The 17,919-nt window shown below is 59.1% G+C and carries 12 protein-coding genes; 5 read left to right on the top strand and 7 right to left on the bottom strand.

All coding sequences use genetic code 11. The features are described 5' to 3' along the window. Nucleotides 1-105: 105 nt before the first annotated feature. From EC915_RS09730 to glgA, 5 genes are read right to left on the bottom strand one after another with little or no spacing between them, the layout of a single operon-like run. The gene (locus EC915_RS09730) at nucleotides 106-531 is read right to left on the bottom strand and encodes a DUF2934 domain-containing protein (RefSeq protein WP_133750321.1); all 426 of its coding nucleotides are present in this window, start codon (nucleotides 529-531) and stop codon (nucleotides 106-108) included. A gap of 16 nt (nucleotides 532-547) precedes the next feature. After that, entirely contained in the window at nucleotides 548-3,334 is a 2,787-nt protein-coding gene (locus EC915_RS09725; protein ID WP_133750320.1) for a malto-oligosyltrehalose synthase, read from the bottom strand. Nucleotides 3,335-3,342: 8 nt separating this feature from the next. Continuing rightward, a complete protein-coding gene (malQ, locus tag EC915_RS09720) occupies nucleotides 3,343-5,412 on the bottom strand; it encodes a 4-alpha-glucanotransferase (protein WP_133750319.1) in 2,070 nt (689 codons plus the stop codon). Beyond that, a complete protein-coding gene (gene treZ / locus EC915_RS09715) occupies nucleotides 5,402-7,216 on the bottom strand; it encodes a malto-oligosyltrehalose trehalohydrolase (protein WP_133750318.1) in 1,815 nt (604 codons plus the stop codon). Before treZ ends, malQ begins: the two co-directional genes overlap by 11 nt. Nucleotides 7,217-7,243: 27 nt before the next feature. Then, nucleotides 7,244-8,830 (bottom strand): glycogen synthase GlgA, encoded by a 1,587-nt coding sequence (gene glgA / locus EC915_RS09710; RefSeq protein ID WP_133750317.1) that lies wholly within the window; start codon nucleotides 8,828-8,830, stop codon nucleotides 7,244-7,246. A gap of 601 nt (nucleotides 8,831-9,431) precedes the next feature. Between glgA and EC915_RS09705 the strand changes: the two genes are divergently transcribed. Beyond that, nucleotides 9,432-9,923, top strand: coding sequence for a GNAT family N-acetyltransferase (locus EC915_RS09705; protein WP_133750316.1), 492 nt, complete (start codon nucleotides 9,432-9,434; stop codon nucleotides 9,921-9,923). Nucleotides 9,924-10,040: 117 nt separating this feature from the next. On the opposite strand, the gene EC915_RS09700 is transcribed toward EC915_RS09705, so the two are convergent. Together EC915_RS09700 and EC915_RS09695 are read right to left on the bottom strand one after the other, a co-directional pair. Then, nucleotides 10,041-11,786, bottom strand: a complete 1,746-nt coding sequence (locus EC915_RS09700) for a phosphoethanolamine transferase CptA (RefSeq protein ID WP_133750315.1) — start codon at nucleotides 11,784-11,786, stop codon at nucleotides 10,041-10,043. 333 nt (nucleotides 11,787-12,119) lie between these two features. Continuing rightward, on the bottom strand, nucleotides 12,120-12,293 hold the full coding sequence (locus EC915_RS09695; RefSeq protein WP_133750314.1) for a DUF6026 family protein: 174 nt from the start codon (nucleotides 12,291-12,293) through the stop codon (nucleotides 12,120-12,122). Nucleotides 12,294-12,607: 314 nt separating this feature from the next. On the opposite strand from EC915_RS09695, the gene gnd reads away from it, so the two are divergent. Genes gnd through EC915_RS09675 form a run of 4 tightly spaced genes read left to right on the top strand, consistent with a single transcriptional unit; the run spans nucleotide 12,608 to nucleotide 17,780 of the window. Beyond that, entirely contained in the window at nucleotides 12,608-13,585 is a 978-nt protein-coding gene (gene gnd / locus EC915_RS09690; protein WP_133750313.1) for a phosphogluconate dehydrogenase (NAD(+)-dependent, decarboxylating), read from the top strand. Beyond that, nucleotides 13,585-15,108: a glucose-6-phosphate dehydrogenase gene (gene zwf, locus EC915_RS09685; RefSeq protein ID WP_133750312.1), complete on the top strand. Its 1,524-nt coding sequence runs from the start codon at nucleotides 13,585-13,587 to the stop codon at nucleotides 15,106-15,108. Before gnd ends, zwf begins: the two co-directional genes overlap by 1 nt. Continuing rightward, nucleotides 15,105-15,923, top strand: a complete 819-nt coding sequence (locus tag EC915_RS09680; RefSeq protein ID WP_133750311.1) for an HAD family hydrolase — start codon at nucleotides 15,105-15,107, stop codon at nucleotides 15,921-15,923. The genes zwf and EC915_RS09680 overlap by 4 nt, the downstream gene beginning before the upstream one ends. 57 nt (nucleotides 15,924-15,980) lie before the next feature. Then, nucleotides 15,981-17,780: a glycoside hydrolase family 15 protein gene (locus EC915_RS09675; RefSeq protein WP_133750310.1), complete on the top strand. Its 1,800-nt coding sequence runs from the start codon at nucleotides 15,981-15,983 to the stop codon at nucleotides 17,778-17,780. The last annotated feature ends 139 nt before the right edge of the window (nucleotides 17,781-17,919 follow it).

Raw genomic sequence — 17,919 nt, 5'->3', positions numbered from 1 at the left:
CACGGTAGAAACAGGCAAAGGGGTTACCGCAGGGAGAAGATCGTTGTAACGCGATCCCTGCGGTAGGGGGCTGCTGTACGCTGAGTCTTCGTTGAAAACGAAGACTCAGTGCGCGGTCGGCTTGGCCGCGGCGGGCGCTTTCTTGACTGCAGGTTTGGCCGCTGGCTTGCTTGCAGGTGCCGCGCCGCTTGCGGTTGGTGCCTTCGCCTTTGCCGGGGCTTTGGCCGCAGGTTTGGTCGCAGGCTTGGCCGCGGGTTTGTCTGCAGGTTTCTCAATTGCTTTGGCTGCAGGCCTTACGGGTGCTGCCTTGGACTTGGCGGAAGCTTTGGCGGCGCCCGCTTTAGGCTCGGCTTTGCCGTCGGCCTTAGGCTTCGCTGCTTTGGATGCTGCAGGCTTCTTGGCTAGCTTGGTTTCAGCTTCAAACAGCTCCAATGCCTTCTTCCAATGCTCGGCATCCTTTCCGTGTGGTTTTCCTTCCGTTTTCCACAGATCGTAGGCTATCTCTTTGATTCTTTTATCGTCGGCACTCATCTCGACACTCCCGGTATTACAAGGTTTGAATAAGCAGATTTACGGAAAATTCCTTGAGCGCTTCGCTGAGCGACAATTCCTTGCTCTCTGTGACTGTAGCCTGTGCAAAAAGTCCCTTCCAGTTTGGATTTGCGTTAGCGAACGGCAGGATCACTCGTGTATCGCCCCAATTTGCCGCATTGATCAATGGAGTTTGCGCGGTGCCCAATAGTTCAGCCGGCAAACGAGGTATCACAACGATAGCCCGCACCTCCTCATGTTCACGGGCAAATGCCAGGACGTGTTCAGCCTGTGAGCCGTTCACTTCGAGGGGCAGATACCGACCTTCACTGAACAGTGCTGGATACTGATTGCGCAGCGAGAGCACTTGAGCAATCAATGCCTGCTTGATCCGGCCGTCCTGCCACTGGGCGAGCAGCTGCGCAGGCACTGGCGCGTCATTCAAGGCACGCTGTCGAGCGCAATAGTCCACTGGCCGACGGTTGTCCGGGTCTACCAGACTGAAGTCCCAGAACTCGGTGCCCTGGTACAGATCAGGCACGCCGGGCACAGTCATTCGCAGCAAGGTTTGCGCCAGACTGTTGAGGGCGCCCGCGGGGGCGATGCGATTGGCGGTAGCCCCGATGGATTGGCGCAATGCCAGCGCATCCGGGCTCAATAACACATGCTGCAGAAACTCGCGACAGGCCGTTTCATAGGGCTCGTTCGGTGCGCTCCAGCTGCTTTGCAACTTGGCTTCGCGCAGGGCCTTTTCCTGCCACTGAGTGAGGCGTTTGGCGTAATCCTCGAACCCCTGCTGGCCCTCCAGCCCCAGCGGCCAGCTGCCCAGAATCGCCTGGTACAACATCAGCTCGTCGCCTGGACTGATCTGATGCTCACCCTGCTTGAGCGGCGCAGACAGCTGTAGCCAGCGCTCGACCTGCTCCGCGTACCAGGGCGCGTTTTCACTGATCACCGCCAGACGGGTACGCGTATCCTCGCCACGCTTGTGATCGTGGGTGGCAGTGGTCAGCAAGTTGTCTGGAAAGTGTGCACCGCGTTCCACACAGATTTCGTGAAACGCTTCGCAAGGCGCACTGAAATGTTGCGGATGAAACCCTACATCGTTGCGCGAAAGGAGCACGGCAGAACGATAGAAAGAGGTGTCTTCGACCGATTTTGCCGCCACAGGGGAGGTCAGTTGCTGAAAGCGATTGCAGGCCTTGCGACGCATCTCACGCTGTGGGCCGCTCGGGAAATCGCGCAGGCTTTCGCCGCCCAGCCAGCGTGCCAGATTGTCGAGCACTGGCCAGTCGCCCTCGCTGAGCATTTCCCGCGCGCCACTCATGGCCTGCTGGAAGAACCGCTCGTCCTCGGCAGAACGGCCACACGCGGTGATGTAGGTGCGATACACCGGGAAGTTGCCTACCAGCGCCAGCAGCGCACGGCGGATCGCACCCAGCGTCAGATCGCGGCTCATCACGTCGCTGCGGGCCACTTGCAGCAGCGCCTGAGCGAGATTTTCGAAGTCGCCGGCGAGGGTGCCGTGCAGGACCAGATCTCGCGCTTCCAGCACCTCCTGGTTGAAGTCGGCAGTGCGGCCACTGATGCGGCTCCACAGTTCTCCCAGTACCTCTTTGCCGCGTGGATCGTGTTGCAGCAGCGAGACCTGGTTCATGAATTCATAACCGGTGGTGCCGTCGACGTTCCAGTCCTTGCGCACCTGTTCATCGGAGCCGAGGATCTTCTCGACGAAGATCGGTACATGGCTCAATTCAGTGCCCTGCGGGCGCTGATTCAACAGGCTCTCGACCCGCCGGTGCAGTTTTCGGCAGTAACCGCGTGGGTCGGCCAGACCGTCGATGTGGTCGATGCGCAACCCATCCACCAGTCCTTCGGCGATCAATTGGAAGATCTTGCCGTGGGTTGCCTCGAACACCTGCGAGCGCTCGACCTTAAGGCCGCCCAGTTCGTTGATGTCGAAGAAGCGGCGCCAGTTGATGTCATCGCCGGCGGTGCGCCAACTGGCCAAACGGTAATCCTGGCGTTCAAGCAATGCGTGCAGGCGTTCGAAACCTTCGGGTTTGCTGGAGTCGTACTGGCCCAGGCCGCTTTCTATGGCCTGAACCAACGCCGGTTCAGCCTTGATGAGTGCAGCCAGTGCATCCTTGATTTCCTGCGCCTGCTCGTAAGCCTGCGGGCTGGCGTCCAGCTGCTCGAAGCGTGCGGCCAATTCATTCAGTTCTGGGCGGTTGGCCGCTCTGAGCAACGGTCCATAGGTGCCCGGGTTGATCGGGAAATGATGCTGATAGTGTTCAACGCGGAAACTGGCGTGCTCACTGTCCAAGCGCAGCGGCACCTCGTTGTTCTGCAACACGGTGCCGTAATCGGTGCTCAGAAATGGCAGCAGCAGCTGGCCTTTGAGCAGTGGGTCGGGGGAATTCCACTGGATGTCGAAGAACTTGGCGTACGGGCTGCGCTGACCCCATTCCAGCAGGTCCAGCCACCACGGGTTATCAGCGCCGCCGACGGCCATGTGATTGGACACGATATCCAGGATCAGGCCCATGCCGTGTTTGCGCAGCTCGGCCACCAGACGGCGTAACGCGGGTTCACCGCCAAGCTCCGGGTTGATGATCCGGGGATCGACCACGTCATAGCCGTGCATCGAGCCCGCACGTGCCTTGAGCAGCGGCGAGGCGTAGATGTGGCTGATCCCCAGTTGAGCGAAATAGGGGATCAGAGCGGTGGCGTCGTCGAGGGTGAAATCTTTATGAAATTGCAGGCGCTGTGTGGCGCGTAGCGATTTGAGAGGTGGATTCATTGGATGACTCATTGATCACGCTCTGCGGCTTGTTGGCGTGCTGCGGCCAGTATTTCCAGACGACGCGCCGCGTTAGCGTTGTCCAGCAGGCGAGCACAGTCGCCGGACAGTCGGCGACGCCAGTTGGGATGGCTGTCGATAGTGCCCGGAAAGTTGGCTTGCTCTTCGATGCCCAGCGCATCTTCGATGGGTAGCAGCACCAGCGGCGCGCGGGTATGGCCAAGGTAGCGCACGCTGCCGTCGATAACGTCGCTGTCGCTGATCGCATCCTCGCCATAGCTCTGCCGCAGCGCGGCACGCAGGCCCCGACGTTCGCGTTCACGACCTTCACGCCACTGGCGCTCGGTGTCGGCGTCGATGTGGCCGAGGGTTTTATTCCAATCGATGTCCAGCTCACTGAGCCAGCCGCTCAAGGTGGGCAGGTCATGGGTGCTGGTGGTCGCCAATGCGTCATCGGACCATTTGATGATCGGCTTGAACTGAGCGTTGTCCTGTTCGAACAACAGCACGCGCATGCCTAGAATTCCTCGGGTCGAGAGCTTCTCGTGCAAGCCTTCCGGTACCGTGCCCAAGTCCTCACCCAATACCACGGCCTTGTGGCGCCAGGATTCCAGGCACAGCAGGCGCAGCATGTCATCCAGCGGGAAGTTCAGATAAGCGCCTTCATTGGCCGGTGAGCCCAAGGGCACCACCCAAAGGCGCTGCAGGCCCATTACGTGGTCGATCCGCAGGCCGCCTGCATGAGCGAAGTTGGCGCGCAGCATCTCAATGAATGCCCGGAAGCCATTGCGCTTAAGGCCCGTGGGCGAGAACGCCGAAATGCCCCAGCTTTGTCCCGAACGATTGAGAATGTCCGGTGGCGCACCGACAGTCAGCGCCGACAGCAGCTCATCCTGACGGCTCCAGGCCTGACTGCCAGCACCATCGGCGCCTACCGCCAGATCGCCGATCAGGCCGATGCTCATGCCACTGCCCCGGGCCGCTGTCTGGGCGCGTTCAAGGCCTCGCGCGACCAACCATTGGGCGAAGGCGTGAAAACCGATCTGCTTGCCATGCGCGGCAGCGAATTCGTCGATCACCTGGCTGCGTGGGTCCTTGAAGGGCTCCGGCCATTCGTGCCAGTTACCACCGATGCCCAGCGTTTCGCTCTCGTCGCGCAGGGCCTCGAAACGGCAATGGTTTTCCAGCGCTTGACCACCTGCATGGCGGAAGCTATTGAAGTCTTCGTGCAACGGATGACTGCTGGCAACGAAAGCGGCGTACAGCGCGCGATAGAGCTTCCACTTGGCGGCTGCGGCTGCCGGCCAGTCGATCAGCGGCAGCGCCTCCAGGCGTGTGAGCTCATCGGCCAGACCGGTTTCATCGATAGCCATATGCACTGCGCGTTCCCCGAGAATGGCTCCGGGTGCGGCGTACAGCGCATTAAGAAACAGGCGACTGGACGGCGAGTAAGGGCTGAAGCGCTCGCTGTCATTGGAGAACATGGCGTGCACCGGGCTGATGGCGATTGCCTCCGCGCCGCGCTCGCCTGCGGCACGGGCAAAGGTTTCCAGCGCCTGGGTATCGCCAAACCCGCCATCGCCTTCGCGACGCAGGTAATACAGCTGCAGGGTCAGGCCCCATGTGCGGGGTACGCTAACGCCGGTGGCCGAGCCTAGGGTGTAGGCGGTCTTGGGCGCTACGGCGATGGTCAGATGCTGACCATCGATAGCCAACTGCTGATAACCCACTGTGGCCAGCGCAGGCAGCTCTGCCTTGGCCGTTAGTTTTGCGTCCAGGCGCGAGCCGTCCTCCAGTTCCAGTACGAACGGCGTCTTGGGTTTGAACCAGGCGGACAGATCGAGGTTGCTGCCATGATCGACCGTCAGCAGAGGCGGGGGCGTGGTCGAAAGACTCTGGTCCTGCAACTGCTTGAGGCTTGCCGCTATCTGCTCATCGGTGTCGGCGCTGTGGCCAAGGCCGGCGAGAACCTTGCGTAATACTTCAGGACTGACTCGTTGCGGTTTTGCGTTGGCGTCTTTCCAGTCGACGGATAATCCAGCTTCGGCGGCCAGCATCTCCAGTTGCTCATTGCTCATCCTGTTCCTCCACAACGTCACTCGATATCAGGCTGACAATGGCCGTGTATGGATTGAGGTTGCCGTGTTGGGAAAGTTCTGCCGATTTTGGATGGGACTCATACAGGACCTGCTGGACGCTGTGCTCGTCGATCTGCACGGCGTGTTCGCTGAGATTCAGATCGATGCGCAGGATATGGCCGTCGCCCATCTGCCAACTGGCGCTCACCGCTTTTTCGGCCAGCACCTGTGCGCCCAGTGCCTGGCTGCTGCCAAGACGGGGGACGATCTGCTCGCGACGGATCTGCAGCAGTTCCTTGTACAGCGTCAGCCAGCTGCGGTGGTCCTGGCCCTTGTCGGTTTCCAGAAGCAGCGCATCGAACGCAGGTCGCGAAGCGTCGAAGGTCTGCAGCGCATTCGGGTCGGGAATGAGTTCGCGCTTGGCCGGGTCGGCGAATGCCGCGAAATCGGCAAACTCGCCACGACGACCTTCACGCACCGCGTCTGCCAGATCGTCATGGAAGTCAGTGAAGAAGAGAAACGGCTCACTGGCACCCCACTCGTCGCCCATGAACATCAGCGGAATCATCGGCGACAACAGCAGCAGCGCAGTGGCAGCCCGCAATGCAGCCGGTGGGCATAATTGTGCAAGGCGCTCACCCAATGCACGGTTGCCGATCTGATCGTGGTTCTGCAGGAACAGTACGAAGGAAGTCGGCGACAGATGAGCACTGGGCTCGCCCCGCTTATGGCCGTGGCGGGTCGACTCACCCTGGTAGACAAATCCCTCGCCAAGCAGACGCGCCAGCTTGTGCGTCGGCTGCTGGGCGAAATCCGTGTAGTAGGCGTCGGTTTCCCCGGTCAGCAATACGTGCAAGGTGTTATGCCCGTCGTCATTCCACTGAGCGTCGTAGTGTTTCTCCAGACGATGAGCTTCGTTGAACTCGTTTTCCAGCATCAACCAGATATGACGCCCGGTTGGCGTCTGTTGCCGCACACGTTCTGCCAGTTCCTTAAGGAAAGTTGGATCTTCAATGGCGTGCACAGCATCAAAGCGCAGACCGTCGAAGCGGTATTCCAGCAGCCACATCAACGTGTTGTCGATGAAGAAGTCGCGCACCTCGCGACGGCGAAAATCGATGGCGTCACCCCAAGGGGTTTTCTTGTCGCTGCGAAAGAAATGCTTGGCGTAAGCGCCCAGGTAGTTGCCGTCCGGGCCGAAGTGGTTGTAGACCACATCAAGGATGACCGCCAGACCCAGGCCGTGGGCCGTGTCGATCAGGTGCTTGAGCTGCTCCGGAGTGCCATAGGAGGACTGAGGCGCGTAAGGCAAGACGCCATCGTAGCCCCAGTTGCGGTTGCCGGGAAATTGCGCGATGGGCATCAACTCAATGGCGGTTACGCCGGTGTCTACAAGGTGTTGCAGATGTTGCTCGACACCTGCAAAACCGCCCAGGGTGCCAACATGCAGCTCGTAGACAACCGCTTCGGCCCAAGGCCGTCCTAGCCACGCATTGTGCTGCCATGGGTAGGCGTCGGGGTCGACGACCACACCGTAGCCATGTACGTCGCTGACCTGAGCCCGGGAAGCCGGGTCAGGCACGCTCAGTTCATGGTTGATTTTATAGCGATAGTGCGAACCGACCGGGGCGGCTGTTTCCAGAACGAACCAGCCGTCTTCCTGGGGCAACAGGGCATGTGAGGCCCCGTTCTCCAGCTCGATATTTACGTAGTCCGCATCCGGTGCCCAGAGGGCAAACCGGGTGTGTTCGGAATCCAGCAGGACGGCGCCGTGGCGCCAGTTATTATCCGTGCGCGAAGGCATCCGTTACCCCTTTATTTCAGTCATCAATCAGTAATGCAGTGCAGCGCCCAGGTTCTTCTTCAACAGTTGCTGATAAAGATCGGCATAGGGTTCTACTGCTTTATGCCAGTCGAACGGCGCAGCCATGGCGCGGCAGCGCATGGCGTTGAGCAGCGCAGGGTTGGCGAAAACGTTGAATGCGCGGGTCAGGGCTTCGGCGTAGCTCTCAACGGTCGATTCGTCGAACAGAAAACCCGTGCAGCCATCCTCGATGGTGTCGGCCAGGCCCCCGGTACGACGGGCCACAGGCAGCGAACCGAAACGCTGGGCGTACATCTGGCTCAGGCCGCAGGGCTCGTAGCGTGAGGGCATCAACAGGAAGTCACTGCCTGCAAACATGCGGCGTGCGTCGGTCTCGTTGAAGCCAACCCGCACGCTGACCTGGCCGGGGAAGCGGGAGGCGAGGGCGCGCATGGCGTCCTCTTCGTCAGGCTCGCCACGGCCGATAATTGCAATCTGCCCGCCTTTGTTGACGATATGCTCGGCAACGCCGATGGTCAGGTCCAGACCCTTTTGATACACCAGGCGCGACACCACAGCGAACAACGGGCCGGTGGAAGGCTCGAGCTCGAATAATTCGCGCACGTAGTCGGCGTTGATTTCCTTGCGGGTCCATTCATTGGGCGCGAAACGGCAAATGAGGTGGTCGTCAGTCGCGGCATCCCAGCTTTCGTCGATGCCGTTGGGGATGCCGCTGAGCTTACCCACAATGGCTTTGCTTTGCAGGAAGCCTTCCAGCCCGCAGCCGAAGTCAGCAGTGGTGATCTCCTTGGCGTAGGTCGCACTGACGGTAGTAATGTGGCTGGCATAGGCCATACCGGCCTTGATGAAGGAAAGCTTGCCGTAAAACTCCATGCCTTCGGGACTTAGCGCCGAATCGGGAATCCCCAGCTCGCGGCTCGATGCGGTGCTGACGAAACCCTGATAAGCAAGGTTATGGATGGTGAAAATGCTGGGCGTGCTCTGACCGCGCCATTTCATGTAGGCAGGCGCCAGGCCCGCAGGCCAATCGTGAGCGTGCACCAGTTCCGGGCACCATTGGGTTTTCACCGCGCCTGCCGCAAAGTCCGCGGCTGCGAGGCCCAGGCGAGCGAAACGGATATGGTTGTCGGACCAGTCACGGCCTTGATTATCGCCGTAGGGCGTGCCTTCACGTTCATACAATTCGGGACAGATCAGCACATAGATGACCAAGCCGTCTTTCATGTCCATACGACCGATCTTGCACGGTGGCAGCGCAGCGTACCCGGTCAGTTCATTGATGATGTGAATCGGGTTGCCGCTATTGATGACTTGCGGGTAGCCCGGAATCAGCACGCGGACATCGTGCAGGTGGCGCATGGCGCGCGGCAATGCTGCAGACACATCACCCAGACCGCCGGTTTTCACCAGATCGGCCATCTCCGAGGTTACGAACAGGATTTTTTTCCGGTTCGCCATGGACATGCCTGGTTGTACAGGGGGCAGTTGTAGCCGAGGTGCGCTCGTCGTTGCAAAGCCCGGCAGATGGGTCAGCTCGCTGGCCGGCTGATTAAAACTCTCTCCCTTCTGGGTTTTGACAGCGGCACTAATCATCGTTTTCTCCAATTCGATACACAGTGTTGATACAGCACTTGATGGGTAATCGGCCATTTCCTATGGCCAGGCACACAAGACCTACGCAAGATCGATACCTATTTACCGAATGCATGAGAAAGGACAGGGTGGAAGCGGCCTCTATTCGACTGTCATGCAACAGCATAGGCGCTCTAAACAGCTGACCCAGGGCATTTGTAGAAGTTTCGACTTTTTCTTGAGAAAACTCTGACGTGCTTCATGGCAACAGTTTGTAGGAAATCGATCCTGCCACTACAGATGGCCCACGACCGCCAGTTGCGCCGTTTCGGAGCAGGCATAAGAGCTGTTAGAGGCCACTGACCGCTGGTCGGATTGTTCGACAATCAGCGAGGTTAAACCCGGTAGTTCCGCTTTGCAGATGTGTTATGTGGCGAATTGAACACAATGCTTGTTCATTGCCTTTTCAGGTGCAGTTCAGCTCAAAACGCATGCCTGCCAGGAAATATCCTGCTTCTGTACCGGGAAATTTTGTTGCGCTCCACGGTAGAATCCTCGGCACGTGGCAAACGGTCTCTTCAGTCCGTTGCCTGTTCCCCCTCCCTTGTAGTAGAGGAAGTCAATGCAAGCCCCAGAGGTGCTGGTCCTGCAAGCCAGCTATAGCAATCCGGTTCACGCTGAAGCCATCGGTTTTCTGCTCGATCAATACGCCACTGATGCCATGGGTGGCGGCGAACCGCTGTCGATGGACACTCGTCAGCAACTGGCTAAGGAGCTTGCCAAGCGACCTCACGCTTTCAGTGTCCTTGCCTTCATTGCCGGTGAGCCCGTGGGGCTGGTCAATTGCTTTGAGGGTTTTTCAACCTTTGCCTGTCGCCCGCTGGTGAACATTCACGACGTGGTGGTTATTGCCTCGGCACGCGGGCAGGGCATCAGCCAAAAGATGCTGGGCAAGGTCGAAGAAATCGCACGCCAGCGCGGCTGCTGCAAGATGACCCTGGAAGTGCTGGAAGGCAATGCAGTCGCACAAGGTGCGTATCGCAAACTCGGCTTTTCCGATTATCAGCTCGACCCGCAGATGGGTCGCGCCCTGTTCTGGCAGAAGGCGCTTTAACAGAAAACGCCGGGGGGACGATGACTGCGTCGTGGCCAAGCCGGCGCGGCTAACACATCACGAAAAAAACGGCCTGCATTGCGCAGGCCGTTTCTCTACAACGCAGGACGCACAGCGCTACCGTCTGGCGACTTCAGGCGCCGCGCCAGGTTGCCTGGCAATCTTCTCCATCACCGCGAAATCACTCAGGCCTTTCTGCGCATAAGGGTCGCCGATCATTCTGGGGCGCGCCTTGAAATCCAGACTGACCATACTCTTGGTAGTGTCGAGTTCGTCGAAGCTCAGCCCGGCAAGCTGCGCCCACGTGTGGATCAGAGTGGAGCTGCTGTACGGGCGATCGCGAATGCTGTCGAAGTTCCAGTCATGCGTTTCCCGCCATTTGGGTGAGGCATAAACGATGAACGGCACGGTGTACATCGGAATCGTCGGTTTGGCCTCATTACGGCCCAGCGTGCTGTGCCCGGCGGAGTCGTACACGTCCTCACCGTGGTCGGACAGGTACAGCAGAAAGCCGTTGGGATCGGCCTTGCTGTAAGTCTTGATCAGGCTCGATACCACAAAGTCGTTATAGAGCACGGCATTGTCATAGCTGTTGTACATCTGCAGCTTGCTGTCATCGATTGCCGCCGGTACGCCTTCACGGCCGGTGAACTTATCGTACTGCTCGGGATACCGATACTGGTACGCCATGTGCGTGCCCAGTAGATGCACGACGATCAACTTGCGTGGCGCAGCATCGGTCAAGGCTTTGGCAAACGGCTCCAGAACATCGCCGTCGAACTGACGAGCGTTCTGGTTACGATTGTTGTTCAGGTACACCTGTTCATCCGCTTGTTCAGAGAACGTGGTGAGCATGGTGTTGCGTTTGGTCATCGTCTGCTGGTTGGTGATCCAGAACGTCTTGTAGCCCGCCTGTTTCATCACGCTGACGATGGACGGCGTCTTGAGGTACAGGTCCGGGTTTTCTTCGTCGGCGAACGTCAGTACCTGTTGCAGCGCCTCGATGGTGTAGGGGCGGGGAGTGATGACGTTGTTGAACACCTGCAGCTGGTCTTTCATGGCGTCCAGGTTTGGCGTGGTCTGCCGCGGATAACCATAAAGATGCATGCGTCCTCTATTGGTCGACTCGCCGATCACCAGCACCAGCGTGGTGGGCAGTCCTGCCTGTTGATCCTTGAGGTTTTTCAGTGGCGGGATATTGCTGGAGGTCGTCAGCATGTCCTGCATGCTGTCCAGTTGCTGGGTGTAGCGATGGTAGGCCACCACCATCTGCCACGGCACCGTGGTTTCGATACGCGACTCGAAACCTTCAAGGCCCGCTTCTACGGTGTCGTTACGCGCTATCTGCTTGGCCAGCGGATAGCCAATGATGGCGACCAGCAGCGCCGAGGCGACCACCCAGGCTCGGCCCCGGGGCATGTACACCGGGCGCAGACGGGTCCACAGAAAGATCGCAAAGGCAGTGTGAGCGATAAACGCCAGCACGATCCACCAAGCGAAGTACTGGGTCATGTACTCGCCCGCTTCAGAGATGTTCGACTCGAACATGATGAAGATGACGCTCTGGGAAAACTCCTGCTGATAGATGAAAAAGTAGCCCAGGCTGGCCATGGAGCATGCCCACAGCACCACCCCGATCACGGCCGCCATAATTCGGGTTTTGGCGGGGAATATCAACATGGGCGCAAGCCAGATGCCGCTCATCACGAACGCTTGGCGAAAGCCCGAGAAGCCTGTGATACCGGTGAGCTGAATCAATAACTGAGTAATACCGGAGAAATACCAGAAGAATAAAAACAGCCAGGCTACACCTGTCCAGTCGAAGCCTTTCGGAGTCGTGGTACTCCGTTTCGTTGTTGCCATCGGGCGCTCCAGCTGTGGATCTATCGCGCGGCCCGGACAGCCGCATCGTGTGCGATGGAGGGAACGTACGGCCAGCAGGCGACCGCAGTCATTCCATGAGAGAGGCGCGAGTATGCAAAGAGGCAGGTGAAAAAAACGTCACCCCGACGTCAGCAGAGTGTTGGCCACGCTCAAGACCGGAGCTGCGAGAGGGGGGAACGTTAGCGGATGTGCCTGGTCCGACAACTGATCAATCGAAAATCGTGAGCTTAACAGAAGGTTTGGGCAGCAAAGGGGCATGGAAGGGCAAGCCAGCTGATCGGGCTTGCCTCGATTCGGCAAAAACGGGAGATATCAGGCGTGCAGGGCCGTGCCGCGGCTGGCGAGCTGAGCGTGTTGCAGCATCATAGCCAAGTGAGCGACTTTCTTTTTAAGTTGTTCGCGTTCCTCCCGGAGCTGACGCAGCTCGTCGCGGCGAATGGTGACGTACAACGTCTGTGGAGCGCTTGCCGGTACTACATTGCCCATTGCTCACCTCGCAAATGGCGGGATTCAACATCATAAGGTTCGAACAACGACACTATCGCGACCCGAATTGTCTTTGCTCATACCTTTATCGGCGCAAAGTCTGATTTCTTTTGAGGGAAAAAGGAACTTTTTTATTTTTTATTGTCGCGAACGTTTCTTGATCGCGACAATGGGCGTCCTACACGGCGTTAGCGCCCCAAGATGAAACTATTTTCACCGGGAAACCTTCGTTTGCCTCCCCCGGACTAACCCTACAGGCGGCACTGGGCTATAAAATGGGGCACCCCTGTTTAAGAATTAAGGAGCACCTCTACATGCAACTCGGGATTGTTGGACTAGGCCGCATGGGCGGCAACATCGCACGTCGACTGATGCTCAATGGCCACACGACCGTGGTCTATGATCGCGATGAGCAGTCTCGCACCGTGCTCGCTAACGAAGGTTCGAAGCCAGCGGGTGGCCTTCAGGCACTGGTCGCCGCGCTGGACAAACCGCGAGCCGTCTGGGTCATGTTGCCTGCGGGCGCGCCGACCGAAGACACCATTGATGAGCTGGCTGAACTGCTGGAAGCCGATGACGTGATCATCGATGGTGGCAACACCTTCTACAAAGATGACGTGCGCCGCTCCCATTCGCTTAAGGAGAAGGGCCTGCACTACGTCGACGTCGGCACATCGGGCGGCGTATGGGGGCTGGAGCGCGGCTACTGCATGATGATCGGCGGCGAACCCGAGGTCGTGAATCGCCTCGATCCGCTGTTCAAGACCCTGGCGCCGGGCATCGGTAACATTCCGCGCACCAAGGATCGTGCCCAGAGCGCTGATCCGCGTGCCGAGCAAGGCTATATTCACGCTGGCCCGCCGGGTTCTGGCCACTTTGTCAAGATGATCCACAACGGTATCGAATACGGGATGATGCAGGCCTTTGCAGAGGGCTTCGATATCCTCAAGACAAAGAATTCGGAAAATCTCCCTGCCGATCAGCGTTTCGACCTGAATCTGGGCGATATCGCCGAAGTCTGGCGTCGTGGCAGCGTGGTGTCCTCCTGGCTGCTCGATCTGACCGCCGACGCGCTGGCGACCGATCCACAGCTCAATGCCTATTCCGGCTCGGTGGCCGACAGTGGTGAAGGCCGCTGGACCATCGAAGCCGCCATGGAGCAGGCGGTGCCGGTTCCGGTGCTGTCGACTTCTCTGTTTGCCCGCTTCCGCTCGCGTCAACAAAGCACGTATGGCGACAAGATGCTCTCCGCCATGCGTTTCGGATTTGGTGGTCACAAGGAACCAAAATAATGGGTTTGACCCGAAGCAAGCAAAAGGCACCGGTCGCTCCGGCAACCACACTGTTCCTGTTCGGCGCTCATGGCGACCTGGTCAAACGGCTGCTGATGCCGGCCCTCTACAACCTGTTCCGTGACGGGCTGGTGGGTGAGGATCTGCACATCGTCGGCGTGGACCACAACACTGTGAGCGACGCCGACTTTGCCAAAAAGTTGGAGGACTTCATCCGTCAGGAGGCGGCCAGCAAGGTCGCTGAAGGCGGCAATGAGCCTCTGGACCCGGCGCTGTGGGACGGTCTGGCCAAACGGATCACCTACATCACCGGTGATTTTCTGGATGACGCTACCTACACCGCCATCGACGAGAAGATCAAGAGCACCGGCACCAAAAATGCTGTGTTCTATCTGGCGACCGCCCCGCGCTTCTTCAGTGAGGTAACCAATCGTCTCGGCTCTTGCGGCCTGATGGGCGAGGGCGACGATCATTTCCGCCGCGTGGTGATCGAAAAACCATTCGGCCATGATCTGCCGAGTGCGGTGGAGCTGAACAATTGCTTGCTGAAGGTCATGTCCGAAAAGCAGATCTACCGGATCGACCATTACCTGGGCAAGGAAACGGTACAGAACATTCTGGTCAGCCGTTTTTCCAACGGTTTGTTCGAGTCGTTCTGGAACAACCACTACATCGATCACGTACAGATCACCGCAGCGGAAACCGTGGGCGTCGAAACCCGCGGCAGTTTCTATGAGACCACCGGCGCGTTGCGGGACATGGTGCCCAATCACCTGTTCCAATTGCTGGCGATGGTTGCCATGGAACCGCCAGCTGCCTTTGGCGCTGACGCGGTGCGTGGCGAGAAAGCCAAGGTGATTGGCGCTATTCGGCCTTGGTCGGAAATGGAGGCCCTGGCCAACTCTGTGCGCGGGCAGTACAGCGAGAGCAGTATCGATGGCAAGCGCGTGCCTGGCTATCGTCAGGAAGACCGTGTCGCGCCCGACAGCACCACGGAAACCTACGTGGCGCTCAAGGTGATGATCGATAACTGGCGTTGGGTCGGCGTGCCGTTTTACCTGCGCACCGGCAAGCGCATGAGTGTGCGCGACACCGAGATCGCGATCTGCTTCAAACCGGCGCCTTACGCGCAATTTCGTGACACTGACATTGATCGTGTGGAGCCCAACTTCCTCAAGATTCAGATTCAGCCCGACGAAGGCATGTGGTTTGATCTGCAAGCCAAGAAGCCCGGGCCTACCCTTGACATGCAGACCATCGAGATGGGCTTTGCCTACAAGGACTTCTTCGAGATGCAGCCATCGACCGGGTATGAAACCCTGATCTATGACTGCCTGACCGGCGACCAGACCTTGTTCCAGCGTGCCGATAACATCGAAAACGGCTGGCGTGCGGTGCAGCCTTTCATCGACGCCTGGGCCAAGGATCCGCAAGTCGAAACCTATCAGGCAGGTGAGGACGGTCCTGCTGCGGCCGATGAATTGCTGGCCCGCGATGGTCACACCTGGCAACTTCTCGGATGAGTGACTCTGCGCATCCCTCGATCCGTTTCATGTTGTCCGACATTGATGGCACGCTGCTGCGGCCCGATCACAGCCTGAGTCAGGCCAACATTGATGCCATTGGCAAGTTGCGTGAGGCCGGGATTCTTTTCTCGGTCGCCAGCAGTCGGCCGCCGCGTGCCATGCGTCAACAGATCGCGGCGCTGGGCATCAATGTACCGACGGTAGCCTTCAATGGCGCCAACATCATCAATCCCGATGGCAGCTTGCTCAAGGCACACCGAATCGCGTCCACGGCGGCACGCAGCAGCCTGGAACTCTTCGCTGGCGAGAACGTGGCGGTGTGGGTGTTCGCCGACGATCAGTGGTTACTGATCGATCCCCAAGGCGATTACGTGGAGCATGAGCGCAACACGCTGGGATACGACTTCGTTCAGGTTGATCACTTCGATGACTACATCGATCGAATCGACAAGATCGTCGCCGCCAGCAAGGATTTCGAGCTGCTCAAACAGCTGGAAGCTCGCCTCAACCCGCTGATTGCCGACACAGCGTTGGCGGCTCGCTCTCAGTCCTACTACCTGGATGTCACGGCTCTGGACGCCAACAAGGGTTCTGCACTGGAAACCCTTGCCAAGGGTTTGGGTGTGGCGCTGGCCCATACGGCGGCCATCGGTGATGCGGGCAACGACGTGGCGATGTTTCTGCGCGCCGGTCTGTCCATCGCAATGGGGCAGGCCGAAACAGGGGTCAAGACCCACGCCAGCTACGTGACTGAAAGCAATGAACACGACGGGCTGGCGACGGCCATAGAGCGTTACATCCTGCCGCGCTGAAAAACGCGGCACTTTTAATGACTGATGCCCCCTTACACCAAGAGGGAACACTGCCCCATGGCTGTTTTGATTGAAGATTATGCGCTGCTTGGCAATTGTCGCACTGCAGCGCTGGTGGCCCGCGATGGGTCGCTGGACTGGTTGTGTTTTCCGCGCTTTGACGCACCTGCCTGTTTTTCCGCTTTGCTGGGTGACAGTGATAACGGTCGCTGGAAAATTGCGCCCACCGATGGAAAATGCAACTCCCGGCGCAGTTATCGCGACGGTACGCTGATTCTCGAAACCCTGTTCGTGACCGATACAGGTTCAGCGGTACTTGTGGACTTCATGCCCATGAGCGAAGACAGCAGCGTAGTGCGCATCGTGGTCGGCCTCCAGGGACGCGTGGATTTCTCCATGGATCTGGCCATCCGCTTCGACTACGGCAGCACGGTCCCGTGGGTCGAGAAACGCGATCCGCATACCATGACTGCCGTGGCTGGCCCGGACATGCTGGTCCTGCGTACGCCTTCGGAATTGCATCCACTGGACCACCACACCGAAAGCCAGTTCACGGTCCAGGCCGGTCAACGTCTGGGCTTTGCGCTGGCGTGGCAGGCGTCCCATGAGCCGGTCCGCGAACGCTTCGATATCGAAGCGGCATTGCAGCAGACGGAGGGGTTCTGGCGAGAGTTTTCTGACCGCTGCCCCGATGTCGGCCCGTGGACCGCTCAGGTCAAGCGCTCGTTGATCACCCTCAAGGCCATGACGTATGCCCCGACTGGCGGTATCGTCGCCGCAGTGACCACCTCGTTGCCCGAGCAACTGGGCGGCGAACGCAACTGGGATTATCGCTTCTGCTGGCTGCGTGACGCGACCATGACGCTGCTGGCGTTCATGAATCTGGGTTACTACGAAGAGGCGACAGCCTGGCGCAACTGGTTGCTGCGTTCAGTGGCCGGCAACCCCGAGCAGATTCAGATCATGTATGGACTGGGCGGTGAGCGACGCTTGCCGGAGTATCAACTGCCGTGGCTGAGCGGCTACGAAAACTCCCGCCCTGTTCGCATTGGCAATGGTGCCGCGACCCAGACGCAGCTGGACGTATACGGCGAGGTGGCGGATGCCATGACGCAGGCCTTCAAGAGCGGTCTGCCGCGGTTGCCGCGCAGCACGCAAATCCAGAAAGTGATCATGCCGTTCCTCGAGCAGGTCTGGCATCTGCCGGATGCAGGCATTTGGGAGATCCGCTCCGAGCCCCGGCACTTCACTCACTCCAAGGTCATGGCTTGGGTGTCATTCGATCGCAACGCTGCCGTCCTCACGCAAAGTGATGATGCAGAAGATCGCGAGCGCGGTCGGCATTACCGGCTTGTCGCCGACGAAATCCATGCCGATGTGTGCACCAATGGTTATGACGCCGACCTGGGCAGCTTCGTGCAGACCTACGGCGGCAAGGAGCTGGATGCCAGTCTGCTGCAGATTGCACTGACCGGGTTCCTGCCGGTGGATGACCCACGCGTGACAGGCACGATGACGCAAATCGAGAAGGCCCTGATGCAGGACGGTTTGCTGCTGCGCTATGACGGCGAGCGCAGTGCGGACGGAGTGTCCGGCAGCGAAGGCACGTTCCTGGTCTGTTCGTTCTGGTTGGCAGATGTTTACGTATTGCAAGGACGCGAGCAGGAGGCCAGTGACCTGTTCGAGCGACTCTGCGGATTGTGCAACGACGTCGGTCTGCTTGCCGAGCAGTACGATCCGCGTGCCGGACGCATGCTCGGGAATTTTCCACAGGCGTTCAGTCACATCGGGATCATCAATACCGCACTGAATCTGCATCGAGTGGTGTGCCCGGTGAAAACCCGGGCGTCGGCCTAGAGAGCCTCGCAGGCTTGCATCAGCGGTCTGGGAGCGGGAGCCTATCATCGCTGAGGCTGCGGGGTAAGGGGCTGCTCAGGGAGCTCGGTCGGGTTTCGAGCCTCTGGCGCAAGGAGTAAGACGAACTGTCTTCAGCCCG

Origin of the sequence: Pseudomonas sp. LP_7_YM, from assembly GCF_004364435.1 — a bacterium.
Lineage (GTDB): Bacteria > Pseudomonadota > Gammaproteobacteria > Pseudomonadales > Pseudomonadaceae > Aquipseudomonas.
This window is presented reverse-complemented; position numbering and strand designations above follow the sequence as displayed.